General features: G+C 73.0%; 13 protein-coding genes. 3 read left to right on the top strand and 10 right to left on the bottom strand.

Annotated elements, in window-relative coordinates:
• Positions 1–27: 27 nt before the first annotated feature.
• Entirely contained in the window at positions 28–501 is a 474-nt protein-coding gene (locus tag IPG72_04950) for a peroxiredoxin (protein MBK6768369.1), read from the top strand.
• 51 nt (positions 502–552) lie between these two features.
• Positions 553–957, top strand: a complete 405-nt coding sequence (locus tag IPG72_04945; GenBank protein ID MBK6768368.1) for a VOC family protein — start codon at positions 553–555, stop codon at positions 955–957.
• Between the two features lie 18 nt (positions 958–975).
• Here the strand turns inward: IPG72_04945 and IPG72_04940 are convergent, their stop codons facing one another.
• Complete coding sequence (locus tag IPG72_04940) at positions 976–2,193, bottom strand: aminotransferase class I/II-fold pyridoxal phosphate-dependent enzyme (protein ID MBK6768367.1); 1,218 nt, start codon at positions 2,191–2,193, stop codon at positions 976–978.
• Positions 2,190–5,171 carry a transglycosylase domain-containing protein gene (locus tag IPG72_04935; GenBank protein ID MBK6768366.1) on the bottom strand — a complete coding sequence of 994 codons (2,982 nt, stop codon included), beginning with the start codon at positions 5,169–5,171 and terminating at the stop codon, positions 2,190–2,192. The genes IPG72_04940 and IPG72_04935 overlap by 4 nt, the downstream gene beginning before the upstream one ends.
• Positions 5,172–5,290: 119 nt before the next feature.
• On the opposite strand from IPG72_04935, the gene IPG72_04930 reads away from it, so the two are divergent.
• A complete protein-coding gene (locus IPG72_04930; protein MBK6768365.1) occupies positions 5,291–6,079 on the top strand; it encodes a YihA family ribosome biogenesis GTP-binding protein in 789 nt (262 codons plus the stop codon).
• On the opposite strand, the gene IPG72_04925 is transcribed toward IPG72_04930, so the two are convergent.
• The 8 genes from IPG72_04925 to pepF form a co-directional block, all read right to left on the bottom strand.
• Complete coding sequence (locus IPG72_04925; GenBank protein ID MBK6768364.1) at positions 5,974–6,960, bottom strand: SH3 domain-containing protein; 987 nt, start codon at positions 6,958–6,960, stop codon at positions 5,974–5,976. The two genes, IPG72_04930 and IPG72_04925, sit on opposite strands and share 106 nt — an antisense overlap.
• The gene (locus IPG72_04920; protein ID MBK6768363.1) at positions 6,957–8,897 is read right to left on the bottom strand and encodes a protein BatD; all 1,941 of its coding nucleotides are present in this window, start codon (positions 8,895–8,897) and stop codon (positions 6,957–6,959) included. The genes IPG72_04925 and IPG72_04920 overlap by 4 nt, the downstream gene beginning before the upstream one ends.
• Positions 8,894–10,855: a VWA domain-containing protein gene (locus tag IPG72_04915; GenBank protein MBK6768362.1), complete on the bottom strand. Its 1,962-nt coding sequence runs from the start codon at positions 10,853–10,855 to the stop codon at positions 8,894–8,896. The genes IPG72_04920 and IPG72_04915 overlap by 4 nt, the downstream gene beginning before the upstream one ends.
• 14 nt (positions 10,856–10,869) lie before the next feature.
• Entirely contained in the window at positions 10,870–11,898 is a 1,029-nt protein-coding gene (locus IPG72_04910) for a VWA domain-containing protein (protein ID MBK6768361.1), read from the bottom strand.
• Complete coding sequence (locus IPG72_04905; GenBank protein ID MBK6768360.1) at positions 11,895–13,046, bottom strand: hypothetical protein; 1,152 nt, start codon at positions 13,044–13,046, stop codon at positions 11,895–11,897. The genes IPG72_04910 and IPG72_04905 overlap by 4 nt, the downstream gene beginning before the upstream one ends.
• 80 nt (positions 13,047–13,126) lie before the next feature.
• Positions 13,127–14,038 (bottom strand): DUF58 domain-containing protein, encoded by a 912-nt coding sequence (locus IPG72_04900; GenBank protein ID MBK6768359.1) that lies wholly within the window; start codon positions 14,036–14,038, stop codon positions 13,127–13,129.
• A 66-nt stretch (positions 14,039–14,104) separates the two neighbouring features.
• Positions 14,105–15,262, bottom strand: a complete 1,158-nt coding sequence (locus IPG72_04895; protein MBK6768358.1) for a MoxR family ATPase — start codon at positions 15,260–15,262, stop codon at positions 14,105–14,107.
• Positions 15,263–15,490: 228 nt separating this feature from the next.
• Complete coding sequence (gene pepF / locus IPG72_04890; GenBank protein ID MBK6768357.1) at positions 15,491–17,317, bottom strand: oligoendopeptidase F; 1,827 nt, start codon at positions 17,315–17,317, stop codon at positions 15,491–15,493.
• Positions 17,318–17,436: the final 119 nt, after the last annotated feature.

Below are 17,436 nucleotides of genomic sequence, written 5' to 3'. Positions count from 1 at the left end.
TCACCTTCACGAGGATGAGTCGATACGATGTCCCTGCAGATCGGCGACCCCGCCCCCGAATTCGCGCTGCCCGACCAGGACGGCCGCACCGTGCGCCTCGGCGATTTGCGCGGCCGGACCGTCATCCTCTTCTTCTACCCCAAGGACGACACGAGCGGCTGCACCGCTCAGGCGTGCGGCTTCCAGGCCGCGCTGCCGACGGTCGACGCCGCGGGCGCGATGGTCATCGGCATCAGCCCGGACGGCCAGGCGTCGCACGTCGCCTTCCGCGACAAGTACGGACTGGCGTTCCCGCTCCTCGTGGACGCCGACCACGCCGTCGCCGCAGCGTACGGCGCGTGGGGCGAGAAGTCGATGTACGGCCGCACGTACGAAGGGATCCTTCGCAGCCACTTCGTCATCGATCCCCAAGGGCGGGTCATGGACGCGCAGGTCAAGGTCAGCCCGGCCGACAGCGTCCGGCTGGCCGTCGCGACGGTCGCGTCGGCCGCGGGAGGCTGATCAGCCCGGGCAAACGTGGATACCGACGCGGATGACGAGGAAGACGGCACGATGATCACCGGCCTCGACCACGTCCAACTGGCGATGCCCGCCGGCGGCGAGGACGAAGCGCGGGCGTTCTACGGCGGGCTGCTCGGATTGCGCGAGGTCGCCAAGCCGGCAGCGCTCGCCGGGCGGGGCGGCGTGTGGTTCGCGCTCGACGACGGACGGCAGGTGCACTTGGGCGTCGAGACGCCCTTCGTCCCGGCAGCGAAGGCGCACCCGGCGCTCGTCGCGGACGACATCGACGCGGTGGCGGACGCGCTGCGGGCGGCGGGGCACGCGGCGGCGTGGGACGAAGCGCTGGCGCCGCGCCGGCGCTTGTACGTCGGGGATCCGTTCGGGAACCGCGTCGAGGTCATCCAGACAACCGTCGACCCAACGAACGCGCCCATGGACGCGACGACCGCCGTGTAGGGGGGGCACGGCGTGCCCCTACACGGCGAATTGCGCGAATCCCGTGGCCAGCCTTGTCCGTATCGCTGCCAACGTCTCAGCCTTCTTCGCAAACGCGAACCGCACCTCGTCCCGCCCGAGCCCCGGCGTGACGTACAGGCTGCTGGCGGCCACGACGGCCACGCCGACGTGCTCGGTCAGCCAGCGGGCGAAGGCGTCGCTGTCGCCAGGGCCGACGCGATCGCCGTCGCGGTCGCCGCCGAACCGCCATGCGTCGAAGCGGCACAGGAGGTAGTACGCACCTTCCGGCACGCTGCACGTGAAGCCGCTGGTGCGGACGATGTCGAGCATCGCGTCGCGGCGGACGGTGTAGGCGGCGCGCTGATCGACGAAGAACGCCTCGGGCAGGGCAAGGGCAGCGGCGGCGGCGTGTTGGAGGGGGGTCGGGGCGCAGATCGTCGTGAAGTCGTGGACGGTGCGCAGGGCGTGCGACCACCGTTCGGGTGCGACGGCGTAGCCGAGGCGCCAGCCCGTGACGGCGAACGTCTTCGAGCAGCCGGAGAGCGTGATCGTCCGCTCGCGCATGCCGGGCAGTGTCGCCAGCGGCACGTGGACGTGCGGCTCGTAGACGATCTGGTCGTAGATCTCGTCCGTGATCGCGACGAGGTCGCGTTCGATGCACAGCGCGGCGACGGCGCCGAGCTCGGCAGGCGTGAAGACGCGGCCGGTGGGGTTGTGCGGGGCATTCAGGATCAGCGCTTTCGTCCGCGGCCCGACGGCGGCCGCCAGGCGGTCGATGTCGAGCGCGTGGTCCGGGCCCAGGAGGGGCACGCCGACGGCCCGCCCGCCGGCGAAGCGGGCGGCCGGGGCATAGTTCTCGTGCGCCGGCTCGAGGACGACGACCTCGTCGCCCGGCTCGAGGAGTGCCATCAGCGCCACCGTCACGGCCTCGGTCACGCCGCACGTCACCGTCACGTGCCGCTCGGGATCGACCCAGTCGAAGTGCGGCGCGAAGCGGGCGCGGTAGCTCGCCGTGATCGCTTCGCGCAGGGCCGGCACGCCCCACGTGATGGCGTACTGGTTGTGGTCCGCCATGATCGCCTCGGCCGCGGCGCGGCGGACCGGCTCGGGCGTCCCGAAGTCCGGGAAGCCCTGTGCGCAGTTCACCGCGCCATGGGCGATCGCCAGGCGGGTCATCTCGCGGATCTGGCTCTCGATCAGGCCGTCCAGGCGGCCGGCGGGTCGGCGGAGGGTCATCGGCGTCCCGCGCGGCGTTGTGGGTCTGCCTGTCGCCTCGGCACGTCCGAGTCCCCGTCCCCGAGCCCAGACACGGCGCCCGCGGTCGGCTCGGCCGTTGGCTCGTTCGGCGGCGTCGCCGTGGGCGCGAACGGGGTCGGGACGCCGTCGCCGGCCGTCGGGATGGGCGTCGCGACGGGCGGAACGGGCGTCGACGACGGCGGCGGCGGGACGGTGGGCCGCACGGCCAGCGTCGGCGTCGCGCCCGCCGCGGTGGCCTTGGGTGTGAGGGGTGTCGGCGTGCCGCGGGCGGCGGTGGTGGCAGTGGCGCTCGGCGTCGGGCCGAGCGTCGCGATGCCGGTTGGGGAAGCGGTCGGCGTCGGGAGGTCGAGAACGATCCGGACATCGTCCGAACGTTCGGTCCCGCACCGGTCGCGGGCGATCACGCGCAGCACGTACGGGCCGCTCGAGAGGCCGCCGAGATCGAGTTCGGCCAGGACGCCATCCGTGACGGGATCGTCGAACGGGCCGGCGACGCGGTCGAAGTCGTCGGGGTTGCGACCGGCGCCGATCTCGACCACGTACTCCGCGAAGCCGGGCAGGAAGGCGGTGCCGGCCAGGACGACGTCCGCCGTCACGGCGTCGCCGTCGTCGGGCGTGCCGATCTCGACGTCCGCCTCGCCGCTGTCCACCGGGCTCGTCTCGGCGGGCGGCTGCGGGATGCCGTTCGCCTCGGCCCAGGCGCGGAACGCCTCGGGGTATACCTTGAACGGCCGGCGCTCGACGAGGCAGTCGGGCGCGGCTTCGGCCGCCTTCAACCCCGTGGCCGGGTCGAGCCGGACGAGCTGCCAGAGGTCGCGCTCCGGCGGAAGGGGCGGGTGATCGACGGCGTAGAAGTGACTCGTGCGCTCGGGGCAGGCCTCGCTCGGCAACGTACCGGTGTCCCGGCAGACCTCGAACGCGGCGACGCCGCCGGGGACCTGGAAGTCATGCACCTCGATTTGCTGGTGGTAGGCGCTCATGAACCGGCTCCAGATCGGCGCAGCGCCGATCGAGCCCGCCGTGTTCGCCATCGGCCGACGGTCGGCGTTGCCGACCCAGACGCCCGTCACGAGGTCGGGCGTGTAGCCGATCGTCAGCGAGTCGCGGTAGTCGTCCGTCGTGCCGGTTTTCACGGCCGCCGGGCGCCCGTCGGCCAGACTGAGGTTGTGAAGCACGCCCTCGAACGCCGGGCGGCGGTTGTTCGGATCGCGCAGGATGTCCGTGACGAGGAACGCATCGGCCGCCCCGACGACCTGCTTGCCCTGGACGCTGCCCTCGACGACGCACGGCGTGCTCGTGCCGGCCTCGCAGCGCACCGCCTTGGCGCTGTCGACGACCTTGCGGATCGCGACGACCGGTCGGCGGATGCCGCCTGCGGCCAGGACGCCGAACGCGCCCGTCATCTCCAGCAGCGGCACCTCGCCGCTGCCGAGGACGAGGCTGAGGCCGTAGTCCCCATCCCGGTCGAGCGTCGTGATCCCGAGCCGCTCGGCCATGTCGATCAGCGCCGGCAGGCCGATGTGGGCCAGCGTCCGCACGGCCGGGATGTTGTAGCTGTTGCCGAGCGCGACGCGTGCGGTGACGATGCCGTGTTCGCGCCGGTCGTAGTTCACCGGCACGTAGTCGCTGCCCGCGCCGCCGGGGTAGCGGACCTCGATGTCCGCGATCTGCGTGCCGGGCGACCAGCGATCCTCCGTCCCCCGCCCCTTGCCCTCGAACGCCGTCAGGTAGGCGATCGGCTTCATCGTGCTGCCCGGCTGGCGCGGTGCAAGGGCCATGTTCACCTGGCCCTCGATCTCGACATTCTCGAAGTCCGCGCTGCCGACGAACGCGACAACCTCGCCGCTGGCCGGCTCGAGGGCGACGAGCGCGCCGTTGGACGCGCCCTGCGCCGCCAGCGCCGCCACGTGCTCCGCCACCGTTCGCTCGGCGACGAGCTGCGAGCGCGGTTCGAGCGTCGTCGTGACCTCGAGGCCGTACTTCTGGAGCGCTTCGGCACCGTACATCGTCTCGAGCTGCTGGCGGACGTACTGGACGAAGTGCGGCGCGCGCATCTCGAACGTCGGCGGCGGCTGGAGCTCGACCGGCGCCGCCTTGGCTGCTTCGGCGGCAGCGGCGTCGATCAGCCGCGCTTCGGCCATGAGGCCGAGGACGACGTCGCGGCGGTTCTTCGCGTCCTCGGGGTTCGTGTACGGGTCGTGCAGCGAGGGTGCCTGCGGCAGGCCGGCCAGCAGCGCGGCCTGCGCCAGCGTGAGGTCCTTGGGCGGAACGCCGAAGTACGTCAGGGCAGCGGCGTGGATGCCGTAGGCATGGTTGCCGTAGTAGAGCTCGTTGAGGTAGATCTCGAGGATTCGGTCCTTGGGGTAGCGCCGGCTGATCTCGGTCGCCAGGATCGCCTCCTTCACCTTGCGCCGGACGGTCCGCTCGGGCGTGAGATAGAGCCCTTTCACGAGCTGCTGCGGGATCGTCGAGGCGCCCGAGACGACGCGCCGTTCGCGGACGGCGTACCAGACGGCGCGGACGACGGCCAGCGGGTCGACGCCGCGGTGGCGGTAGAAGTTGGCGTCCTCGGTCGCCACCGTCGCATCGACCATCACCTTGGCGACGTCGGTGATCGCCACGGCCGTACGGCGGCCGGCGTTCGGGTCGATCGACTCGTACAGCAAGCCGCCGTCGCGGTCGTAGATCCGCGTGCTCTGGAACTGGCTGGCGCGCTGTGCGAGCTCGTCCGCCGGGGGCAGCTGGCGCGCCACGTAGGCGTACAGCGCCACGAATAGGAGCACGCCCGCGGCGAACAGCGCGGCGCCGTAGCCGACGTACGTGCCAACGCTGCGCGGCCGACGGGGCGGCGCAGCGCCGCCGGCGGCCGACTTGGCGGGCGAATTGGCGGGCGACGTGGCGGGCGATGGGCGGAGTGGCTCGGTCGGGCGGTCGGCGGAAGTGGGTGGACCGATCATCGCTTGGGCTCCTCGGGGCACGACGCGGCCGGCTCAAGGATGTCGGCAGCGGGGGCGGCGGTCAACGATTCACGGTGCAGGGCTTGGCGGCCGACGGCGATGGCACTACGCTCTCTGCCATGAAGATCAACGAGATCGAGTTCGTCAAGGGCGTCGTCTCGCCTGCCGGCTATCCGCGCGACGGCCTGCCCGAGATCGCGTTCCTCGGGCGGTCCAACGTCGGCAAGAGCTCACTGTTGAACTTGGTGACCGGTCGGCGCAGCATCGCCCGCACCAGCCGGACACCGGGCAAGACACGCGAGATCAACTACTTTCTGATCAACGGGAAGGCGTACCTCGTCGACCTTCCGGGCTACGGCTACGCCAAGGTATCGCGCACGCAGCGCGAAGCGTGGGCCAAGCTCATGGCACCCTATCTCCAGCAGCGGCCGACCGTGAAGCTCATCTTCCATCTCATCGACAGCCGCCACCCCCCGACCGACCTCGACCGGGTGGCGATCGGCCTGTGCGCCGGCTCGCAGGCCCGTTATGTCATGGTGCTGACGAAGACCGACAAGCCGAACCAGCGCGAGCGCGCCGCCAGCACGAAGGCGCTGACCGCCGCTCTGACGGAACTCGGCATCGACCCGCCGATCGTGCAGACGAGCGCCGCCGCGCACCGCGGCGCGGACGCGCTGCTGGCCCACATCGCCGCCGCGATCACCGGCGGGCCGCCGCCGACGTCCGCCCGGCCCGCAGCCCGGAAGATGGTGGACGTCTCCGTACCGGCGCCCGATCTGCACGATGCGCCGCCGACGAACACCTACTCGGGCACGTCGACGACGGAACCGGCCGCGATCCAGCCGCCGCCGCCTGCCCCGCCGCCCTCGTCCGCCAGCCGCAGCCAGCGCCCGCGCCGCTCGACGTAGCGCACCTCGGCGCCCTCCGGGAGCGACCGCACGGCGGAGAACGGCAGCCCAGGCCCTTGCCGGACCGCCGCCGACCGCGGTTCGACGACGATCGCGGGCACCGCGGCCGCACGACGCACCATCCGCGCGCCGAGCAACGCCCCCGCCAGCAGCGCCGCCCCGAGCGCACATCCGGCGACCACGCGCGCCCAGCGCCGGGTCTCGACCCGCCCTGTCCAAAGCGCAAGCACCGCCACCCACCATGCGGCGAGCACGAACACCGCGAGCCCGTCGAGCGACCACCATGCGCGGCTCGCCACCGCCCACCAGGCGATCGACCAACTGCGCCGCTTGGCCGGCGCGAACGCCGTGGCGTGGTCCACCTCCGGCAGGTCGTCGGTACCGGCGGTCACCGCCCCTGCCCCTTCGGCGGCGGCACCGCGTGCGTCGGCCGGGGCCGCAGCGGCGCCGTTCGCCAGCTGCGCCCGGAGCCAGGCGATGTTCGCCCGCAGCGCCGGATCGCGCGGCGTCGCCGCCTCGGCCAGCCGATAGGCGGCCATCGCCCGGCCCGGCAGGCCGAGCCGAACGAACGCGTTGCCGAGGCGCACGGCGTGCGCCGCATCGAGCCCGCCGAGCTCGCGGGCATCGGTGTACGCGTCGGCGGCAGCGGCGAGGTCGTCCGCGGCATACAGCGCGTCGCCGGCGGCGACGAGATCGACGGCCGACGGAGCGCCGGGTGTCGGCATCACCGGCGTCATTGCCGCCACCCGGCCGCCGCCCGCTGGCGACCACGCCACGAGCACGGCCGCTGCCACCGCGAGGAGACCGAACCCGGGCGTCCCCGTGAGCACGCGGCTGGCGCGCGCAGCACCCCAACGCCGGGTCCGTCGAACTTCGCTCATCGCCCGCCCTCCCCCCGTGCCAACGCCGCAGCCAGCGCCGCGATGAGCGCGTCGGCATCGGCGGCAGCCGTGCGGCCCTTGCGCCCGCTTGCGCGCGGCTCCTGTCCCTCGGCGACCGGTTGCCCTTCGGCAACCTCCCGTCCCTCGGCGACCTCGAAGCCGGCGGGTCGCCATGCAGCGGCGTCGCCGAGCGTGAGCGCCTCGACAGCCCGCCGGGCGAGCGCCGACCCGATGCCGCTCGTTTCCAGCAGCGGCAACAGCGCATCGTGCGCGACACCGGACACGCGCGGGCCGATGGCCGCCGCCAGCACGGCCCGCACCGCGTCGGCGAGCGCCACGGCCGGGACGGCGCCGGAGGAGGATGCCGCGACCATCTCACGGCGGGCCGCGTCGGCGGCGGCGTGTACCCGTGCGCCGTGCGCGTTGCGCTGCGCGGCCCGCCGGCGCGCCCGCCGCAAGCGGCCGATGTCGAGCGCGATGACGACAAACGGGCCGAACCAGAGCAGCCAGTAGCCCAGCCGCGTGACACGACCCGGCACGGCGCGGCCGAGGACGCCCGGGCCGGTCCGTGCGCCCGGCGGGGGGACGACGGGTTCCAGCAGCGGGGCATCCGTGCGCCAGCGGGACGTGTCGGGTACGGGCACGACGCCGGCGTCCACAGGTGCAGCGCGGTCCGCGGGATCCGTCGCCGCGGGCGCGGCGGCGCCGGCGTTCGAGGCCGGTCGGACGCGCACATCGATCGGGGCCGTCTCGGCCACGGCGTAGCTGCCGCGCTGCGGGTCGAAGTAGGCATAGCGCACGGCGGGCAGTTGCGCCGGGCCGGGCCGCGACGGGACGTACAGCCGCCGCCACGTCCGCTGGCCGATGATCCGGCCATCACGCGCCTCGACGGCTTGCGTCTGGCCGTCGTCATAGGACTGCCAGCCGACGAGCTCCGGCCAGGCGGGGTCGGGTGCGGTCTCGACGTTGCCCTCGCCGCTGAGCGTCAGCGTCAGGCGGACGGGCTCGTCGACCGCCACGTCGGTCGGGGCGGCGGACGCGGCGAGGCCATAGCGGCCGACGGCGCCGCCGAACGAGGGGGGCGCGCCGGCGGGCAGCGGACGGACGCGGACGGTGATCGGCTCCGTCGTCAGGCGGTTGCGGGCATCGCTCAGGTCTCCGACGAGCGAAAGTCGGGCGGGCGGGATCTCGATGTCGCCGCTGCGGGTCGGAAAGAGATAGGTGTCGAGGTCCGTCACCAGATAGAGGCGATCGCCGACGAGGACGCGGTCCGAGCGCTGGCTTGACTCGCGGCGCTGCCAGAAGCCGGTGAACGGCGGCGCGCCGTACGACGGCTGCTGGCCGAGGTTGGCGGCTTGGAAGAGGCGGAAGGTGTAGACGATCTGCTCGCCGATCCAGGCGTCCGGCTTGTCGACGCCGGCAGTGATGAAGAACCGCTCGCCGGGCGCCACCGCACCGGGCGCGGCCTGCGCGGGCGACACCGTCGGCTGGGTGCCGACTGTGACGGTGATCGGGATCGGGTCGGTGCGGTACGTTTGGCCGTTGATGTCGATGCTGAACGACGGGACGACAAGGTCGCCGGATCGCATCGGCTGGAGCGCGTAGTCGTAGCCGAGCTGGAACGAGGGCACGCCGTTGATCATCGCCAGGTTGGAACTGCTCGTGCTGCCGACGATCGCGAAGCCTTCGAACACGGGCTGCTGCAGCTGCGAGAGCTGCATGGTGTCGGCGTTCACCTCGACGCGCAGGCGGAGCGTGTCGTCCGTCGAGAGTGTCGTCCTGTCGACGGACGCCGAGATCGGGCTCGGCGCAGCAGGCGTCGGGGCTGCTGCTGACGGGTCGCTGGGGGGCTGGGCGTTCGCGGGCGGCGCGACGGCGAGGACGAGCAGCGTCCAAGCGCAGGCCGCGAGCGCGCGCCGGGTCGGGCGCGCCGTCACCAGTCCTGCTCCGGCGGGTTGCCCGGCGCCATCAGCCGCATCCGCAGCACCTCGCCCAGCGTCCGCGCCCGCCCGCCGATCGCTTCGAGCAATCGCCGCGCCTCGTCCTGCGTCATCTGGGCCGACGCTCCCCCGGTCTTGCCGCCGGCCTGGCCGGCGGCCGGCGTGCCGCTCGTCCGGTCGCTGCCCGCGCCGGGCGTGCGGCGCGCCTGCGCCATCGCGGTGCTCGTGCCGCCGGCGCCGGCGCTCGCCTGCTCGTCGCCCGCCGCCGGCGTGCCCGTCGCGCCCGGCGTGCCGGTACCGGGACCGCTCGCTGACGATTGGGATCCCTCTTCGTCGCCGCTGCCGGGCTCTTGACCGTCCCCTTGTTCCTCGCCGGGCCGGCTCTGCCCGTCGGACGACTGCTGCCCTTCCTGACCCTCGGCCTTCCGTTCGTCTTCCGCCTCGGACTGCGACTGGGCCGTGTTCCGCGCCGCCAGCGCGAGCTCGAGGTTGTGCTTGGCGTCACCATCATCGGGCGCCGTGCGCAGCACCTCGGAGAGGGCGTCGATCGCGACGTCGAGTTCGCCGGCCATGAGCGCGGCGGTGCCGAGGTTGTACCACGCCATCGCCGCCAGATCGCCCGTCGCTCCGACGAGGGCACGCTCGAAGTCACGCCGGGCGCTGCCGAAGTCGCCGTCGACCAGGCGCGCCACGCCGAGGTCGTATGCCGGCTCGGGGCGCTCGGGCGCGGCGTCGGCGGCGGCGGCGTAGTGGGCGGCGGCCGCTTTCGTGTCGCCGGCGGCCAGCGCCTCGTTGCCGGCGCGCACGTCGGCCGCGACGTTCGGGGCGCAGCCCGCGGCGAGCGGCCCGAGCATGAGCACGAAGGCGAGGGTCGGCGCAGCGGGGCGGGCGCGGCGGCCAACGGCGTCGGTGGGTGCCGCCGGGCCGCGGTCCCGCGCTCGCGTGCCCGCCATGGCGCCGCGGCCGAGGAACGGCCACGCTTCCGCGACGACCATGAGGAGCACGGCGATGAGCAGGAACAGCTGGAAGCGCTCGACGCGCGACGTCTCGATCCGGCCCTCGCTCGTACCGCGCTGCATGCCGTCAAGGGCGGCGAGCAGGCCGTCGACCGCACCGCCCGCGACCCCGGCACGCCAGTACGAGCCGCCGGTCGTGGCCGCAAGGCGCTCCAGCGGGCGCTCCGCCAGACGCGAGATCACGGGCTGGCCGGCCGCGTCGACCTTCCAGCCGACGACATTGCCGGCCGCGTCCAGCTGCGGCACGCGCTCGCCGACCGGCGAGCCGTAGCCGACGGCGAAGATCTTCACACCTGCGTCGCGTGCCTCGTCGGCGGCGGCTTGCGGGTCGGCGGCGTGGTCCTCGCCGTCCGTGATGAGGAAGACGGCCTTGCCGCCCTCTCGGCGCATGTCGAACGCGGTCAGCGCCGTGCGGAGCGCGTCGGCGATCTCGGTGCCGGGGCGGGAAATGACGGCCGGCTGGGCGGAATCGAGGAAGCCGCGGGCGGTGGCATAGTCGCTCGTGAGCGGGAGCTGGACGAAGCTGGCGCCGGCAAACAGCACAAGGCCGACCTCGTCGCCTTGGAGCAGCTCGAACAGCCGGCCGATCTCGGCCTTGGCGCGCGACAGCCGATCCGGCTTGATGTCCTGGGCCAACATGCTCGTCGAGACGTCGAGCACGACGATGACCTGGTTGCCCTGCTGCTGGACAACCTGCACCGCCCGCCCCCACTGCGGCCGCGCCAGCGCGACGATGGCGAGCGCCAGCGCCACCGGCCAGAGCGCGTCGCGCACCCGCCGCGCGTTCGCATCGGCGGCGGAGCTGAGGCGGGCGATCAGCGCCGGGTCGCCGAGGCGGTGGAGCGCGCGGGTGCGGCTGCGGGCGGAGGCCAACAGCAGCAGCACGGCCAGCGGGACGAGCGCGAGCAGCCACAGGAGCATCGGACGGGCAAACGTCATCGCTTCAACCTTTGTCAGGGCAGCGTGCGCAGCGCCGTGCGGCGCAGCACGAGCTCGAGGCACCACAGCGCCAGCGCCGGGCCGAGCCACCACGCGAACAGCTCGCGATAGCGCGTCCACTGCCGCAACTCCACCGTCGACTTCTCGAGCTTGTCGATCTGCGCGTAGATCTCCCGCAGCGCGGCCGTGTCCTGCGCCCGGAAGAACGCACCGCCCGTGGCGTCCGCGATCGCGCGCAGCGTCTCCTCGTCGATCTGGCTCTCCTGATAGGCCACGCGCGGCCCGAAGAACCCGTCGACCGGCACCGGCACCTGGCCGCTCCGGGCGGCGGCGATCGTGTAGACCTTGATGCCCAGGGCCCGCGCCGCCTCGGCCGCCGTGAGCGGATCGATCTGGCCGACGTTGTTCACGCCGTCCGTGAGGAGGACGATGATCTTGCTCTTCGCCTGCTGGTCCTTGAGCATCGCCGCCGCGTTCGCCAGACCAAGGCCGATCGCCGTGCCGTCCTCGATCCCGAGCTCGGTCGACAGTTTTACCTGGTCGAGCTGGCGCAGGAGGACACTGTGGTCGACCGTGATCGGGCACTGATCGAACGCCTCGCGCGCGAACACGACCAGGCCGAGCCGATCGTACTGCCGGCTCTCCACGAACTCCTTGATGACGGCCTTGGCCGCTGCCAGCCGGTTGTCCGGCTCGAAGTCCAGCGCCGCCATGCTGCCGCTGATGTCGAGCGCCAGCGCGATGTCGATGCCCTCGCCTTGGATCGTCTCGCGCGCCTGCCCGCTCTGTGGCCGCGCCAGGGCGATGACCGCCAGCGCGAGCGCGACGAGGCGCACCGGCCCGAGCAGCGTGTAAAGACGCTGCCGCAGCGAATGCCCGGCCGCCGCACTGGCCCGCCCGACCGCCGCCGTGCTCGCGACGCGTAGCGCGGCCGCGGCATCGACGCCCGTGCGGCGCCGGCGCCAGCGCGGGGCGAGTGCCAGCAACGGCACGGCCAGCAGCAGCACGAGCGCCTCGGGCGAGGCGAACCGGAACGTGCTCACGTCGTCGCCTCGTCGCCGGGGGAAGAGAAGGGCTCGGGGTCAGGCGACGAAACGGGGTCGGCGGCGGGCAACGGCCATGGGTCGCCGTCGGCCGCCGCGCCGGACGATGGACGGCCGTCGTGCGGCGAATCGGACCCATCGTACGGCAGCGCCGCCCGCGCGGCCGCCGCCTCGGCGGCGATCCGCCGCCGCTCGGCCGCGCCCCACAGCCCGCCGAGCAGCGCGCGCGCGTCGGCCAGCGAGTCACGCGCGGTGGCGGCGTCGGGGATGATCCGGGCGAACTTCACGAGGTCGGCGTCGCTGAGCACGGCCAGAAGCGGCTCGACCTCTACGTCCCGCGTGCCCGGCGGGCCGAAGGCCGCGGCAAGCTCGGGCGTCGTGCGCTCGAGGGCCGGCACGTGGTACGTGCGCTCGACGAACAGCCGGAGCGTGTCGGCGAGGCGGGTGTAGTGCTCGATGACCCGGCCGCGCGCCGGCAGGTCGGCGGCGGCGAGGTCGTCCAACTCGGCGGTCGCCAGGTCGAGGGGCGAGCGGAAATCGTGGACCGGCGCATGCTCCGCCGCGGCGGGCGCCTGCCGCCGGAACAAGCGCCGCAGCGCCCAGACGAGCAGCGTGATCAGGGCACCGACGACGCTGAGCGCACCGAGGATGAGCGGCCAGCGGCCCGGCATCGGCAGCTCGACCGGGCCGCGCGGGCCGCGCGGCGCCGCGTCGTTGGGATCGAGGACGGAACGGATCACGACGTCGATCGGCGCGGCGACGATCGTCTGTGTCGCGCCGCCCGCATCGACGGCCGTCAGGCGGAGGAGAGGCGTTTGGAGGGTGCCCGTCGTGAACGCCGTTGCCGTGATCACGCGGTGCTCGATGACGACCATGCCGCCCGGGGCCGCGGTGCCATCCCGAACGCGCCGCGGCCCGATGGCGAGGACCTCGAACGGCCCCCATCGCCCCTTCAACTCGGGCCAGACGATCGTCGAGCCGGCCGGATGGATCACGCGCACGTCGAACGCGATCCGGTCGCCGACCGTCGGCGCCGCGGTCGCGAGCTCGATGGACGCGGCAGGTGCGCCGTCCTGGGCCGGGATGCGGCCGGCGGCCGGCAGGGCGCCCAGCGCGCACGCGGTCCCGAGGGCAGCCGCGACGGCCACCGCGACGCGCGCCGTCGCTCGGGCGCACGTTCGCTCAGCGCCTGTGGTGGATGGCGCCGTTGGACGCACGCGTGGGCCGATCATGCGGCCGACCGGCGGCGGCCGGCACGGCGGCGGGTGCGCGCACGGCGTTGGAAGAACGAAGCGAGGGCCGGTGCATAGTCGGCGCCGGTCGTGACGGCGATCCGGTCGACGCCCCCGTCGCGCAGCGCCGCGGTGAGCGCGGCGGCGTGAGTGGCGCGGGCGGCGGCGTGGGCGGTGCGCCAGCGGCCGCTGCTCGTGTCGACGAGCGCGTGGGTGCCGTGCTCGGCATCCGCGAGGCGCACCAGGCCGACGGCCGGAATGTCAGCCTCAAGCGGATCCGTCAGCTCGACGGCCACGAGGTCGTGGCGGCGCCGCGTGGCGGCGAGGGTCGTGCGGAACCGGCCGATGTCCGTCTGGAAGTCGGAGATCAGGAAGATGATGCCGCGCCGGGCGAGGACCCGGTTGGCGGTGTCGAGCGCCAGGCGAACGTTCGTGCCGCGGCCGGTCGGGCGTGTCGTGAGCAGCTCGCGCACGAGGCGCAGCACGTGGCGGCGGCCCTTGCGCGGCGGGACGAGCAGCTCCACCTTGTCGGAGAACAGGACAAGGCCGACGCGGTCGTGGTTCGTCGTCGCGGCGAACGCGAGGACGGCGCCGAGCTCGGCGGCCAGGTCGCGTTTGAAACGGCCGCGTGTTCCGACGTCGAACGAGGCGCTCACGTCGACGACGAGGAGGACGGTCAGCTCGCGCTCCTCGACGAAGCGCTTGACGTGGGGCTCGCCGGTCCGGGCGGTGACGTTCCAGTCGATCGTGCGGACCTCGTCGCCCGGCTGGTACGGTCGCACCTCGTCGAAGGCCATGCCGCGGCCTTTGAAGACGGAGTGGTACTCGCCACCGAAACTCTGGTCGACGAGGTGGCGCGTCCGGATCTCGATGCGCCGGATCTGGCGCATGAGCTCGGGCGTCAGCACGGGCTGCGGCGCCTCCTCAGGGGCAGGCGCGGCGGGACGGCGGCGAAAGAGCGGCACCGGCTGATCCTACGGAACGTCGACGCGCTCGAGGATGCGCTGGACGATCGCGCTGCCGCTCACGCCTTCCGCTTCGGCCTCGTAGCTCGGGATCACGCGGTGGCGCAGCACGTCCGGCGCCAGCGCCTTGACGTCGTCGGGGGTGACGTACGGCCGGTGGCGGAGGAACGCGTGGGCGCGCGCCGCCGCAACGAGGTAGATGCCGGCCCGCGGCGAGGCGCCGAAGTCGATGAGGGGCGCGAGATCCTTCAGGCCGGCGGAAGCCGGATCGCGGGTCGCCCAGACGAGATCGAGGACGTACTCCTTGATCTTGTCGTCGACATAGATCCGGCGCGCGACGGCGCGCGCCGCCAGGACGTCGGCCGGCTGGACGACCGGCACGGGCGGCGGCAGCGCCGCACCGGTCATCACGTCGAGGACACGGCGCTCCTCGGAGCGCTGTGGGTACGTCACCTCGACCTTCAACATGAACCGGTCGACCTGTGCCTCGGGCAGCGGGTACGTGCCCTCCTGCTCGATCGGGTTCTGCGTGGCCAGCACCAGGAACAGCTCCGGCAACGGGAACGTCTCGTCGCCGATCGTCACCTGGCGCTCCTGCATCGCCTCGAGGAGCGCCGATTGAACCTTGGCCGGTGCGCGGTTGATCTCGTCCGCCAGGACGATGTTGGCGAAGAGCGGGCCCTTGTGGACGCTGAACTCGGCCGTCCGCGGGCTGTAGACCTGGGTGCCGACGAGGTCGGCCGGGAGGAGGTCGGGGGTGAACTGGACTCGACTGAAATCGGCGTGAAGGCAACCGGCAACGGTCTTGACGAGGAGCGTCTTGGCCAGGCCCGGTACGCCCTCCAACAGGAGATGGCCGTCCGCCAGCAGGGCGATGAGCACGCGCTCGACCATCGCGTCCTGTCCGACGACGTAGCGCCGGATCGCGGCCTCGAGCGGTTCGACGAACGCGCCGGAGCGCTGGACGGCGGCCGCGAGATCGCGCAGCTCCGACGTCCGGTCACGGTCGGCGGGCGGGACGGGGCCGTGGTCGTCCGTTCGCTCCGGGCTCGGGGCGCCGGCGAGCCCGCCGCCGTCCGTTGCCGGCGACGACGGCCACGGCCGGGCGGTCGTCGCGCCGGCGACGTCGTGTGCGTCGTCGTTGGGCACGGGGTTTGGATCGGCCATCGAGATCTCCTCAGCGGCACTGCGCCCGGCACAGGTTGTCACGGGGCAGGGCGTTGTCACGGGGTAGGGCGCAGATTATGGCATCGCCGACAGCCGGCCGGCGCCGTTCAAGGGCGCCGAGCGCCCCTTTCTCACGAACTCTTCATTGTGGCCGGTCGGGCGCTTCGGCGCGACACCCGGCCGCGCCGCACCACCGCTCACGCCGCGCTCATGCGCTCCGCCACGCCGTCAGCCGTTCGGCCCCGGCGCCGCAGCGGTCAACACGGCCACGCGGTCGACCATGTCCGCGAGCACGGCAAACGCGGCGTCCACCGGATCGCGGGAGCGCATGTCGACGCCGGCGCGCTCGAGGAGGGCGAGCGGGAAGTCCGAGCCGCCCGCGCCAAGGAACGTGCGATAGGCCCCGACCGCGCCGGGCACACCGCCGAGGACGCGCTCGGCGAGCGCGTTGGCGGCGCTGATGCCGGTGGCGTACTGATAGACGTAGAAGTTGGAGTAGAGGTGGGTGTGGAACTGCGCCCACGTGATCCCGACGCGATCGCGGTCGACGACGACCTCGCCGCCATACCCTTCCTCGAACAGGTCGGCGAGCAGGCCGTTCATGACGTCGGCACTCAGCGGCTGGCCGCGCTCGGCGCGCTCGTGCAGCGCCAGCTCGAAGCGGGCGAGCGTGGGCATCAGGAAGAAGTAGCGGTGGAAGTTGCTGAACGCCTCCTCGAGCAGCGCCAACTGGAACGACGGCGCCTGCTGGTGCTCGAGCAGCCAGGCGCGCACGAGCGCCTGGTTGAAGTTCGATGCGACCTCGGCGGCGAACAGGCCGTAGCGCGCCGTGGCGTACGGCTGCGTGCGCCGGGAGTAATAGGAGTGCATGGAGTGCCCGATCTCGTGGGCCAACGTGCTCAGGCTGAAGATGTCGTCGTTGTAGCTCATGAAGATGAACGGGTGGGTGTCGTAGCTGCCCGTCGAGAAGGCGCCGGAGCGCTTGCCGACGTTCGGGTAGATGTCCACCCAGCGGCCCGTCGTCAGCCCTTCGGCCATCACGGCCACATAGTCGTCCCCGAGCGGTCGCATGCCCTCGATGATCCATTCCACGGCCTGCGCGTACGGCACGACCGGCAGGGCGGCCGTCAACGGCGCCTTGATGTCGTACGGATGAAGCGCGTCCAGGCCGAGGGCGCCGCGCCGCCAGCGGAAGTAGCGGTGCCACGTAGGGAGGTTGGCCCTGAAGGCGGCCAGCAGGTTGTCGTAGACGTCGCGCGGCACGAAGGTCTGGGCCAACGCAGCGTCGACACTGGAGGGGTAGCGGCGCGCCGCCGCAAAGAACGCGTCCTGCTTGATCCCGGCCGCCAGCGCCGTGGCCATCGTCTGCTTGCACGCCAGGTGCGCATCCGCGTAGCTCTCGTACGCCGTCCGACGCACGACGCGATCCGGGTGGGTGACGAGCGCGCCGATCGTCCCCTGGGCCACGGCGTGCGGGGTTCCGTCGGCGCCCACGGCCGGCGCGAACGCAAGCTCGGCGTTCGCGAGGACGGAATGGACGGAGGATGCGGTCCGGAACGGGTCGCTGATCTGACCGAACACCGCTTCGACTTCGGCCGACCGGACGTGCGGCCGGCGGCGCTCCAGGCGATCGAAGCCGTGCGCGTAAGGCGCGAGGGCGGGCTCATGCGCCACCCAGTCGCGCAACTGCGCCGGCTCGATCGCGAGGACCTCGGGCTCGTAAAAGGCGGTCGCGCCGGCCACGCGCGAGCCGAGCGACCGCATTCGGTCGACCATCGCCAGCGCATCGGCGTCGGCGGCATCCACGGCCGCGAACATGCTGGCGTACAGCCAGACCCGCTCGAACGGCCGGGCGAGCGCCTCCATCGCCGTCAGGCACGACAGCAGCTGCGCCGGCCCGTGGGCCAGCGTTCCGGCGAACGCCGCAAGGGCCGGCAGCGCCGCCTCGACGCCTGCGACCGCGTGCTCCCAGGCAGCGCGGTCCGGGAACACGCTCTCGACGTCCCATGTCGTTGCGGGGTCGGCGTCCCGGCGGACGGGCAAAGTGGCGGTCATCGGCAGTCTCCTGATCGGGCGGCATTGCGGGAGCGGTCAACGGGAGAAGCGGTGCCGGACGCCACCGCGGCGCGTCATTGTATCCACGTTCCCGTTCCGCCACCGTCCCGCCGACACAG

The organism is Candidatus Avedoeria danica (assembly GCA_016703025.1).
GTDB classification, from domain to species: domain Bacteria; phylum Chloroflexota; class Anaerolineae; order Epilineales; family Epilineaceae; genus Avedoeria; species Avedoeria danica.
The sequence above is the reverse complement of the archived record's forward strand: the minus strand, read 5'-3'. Positions and strand labels throughout refer to the sequence as shown.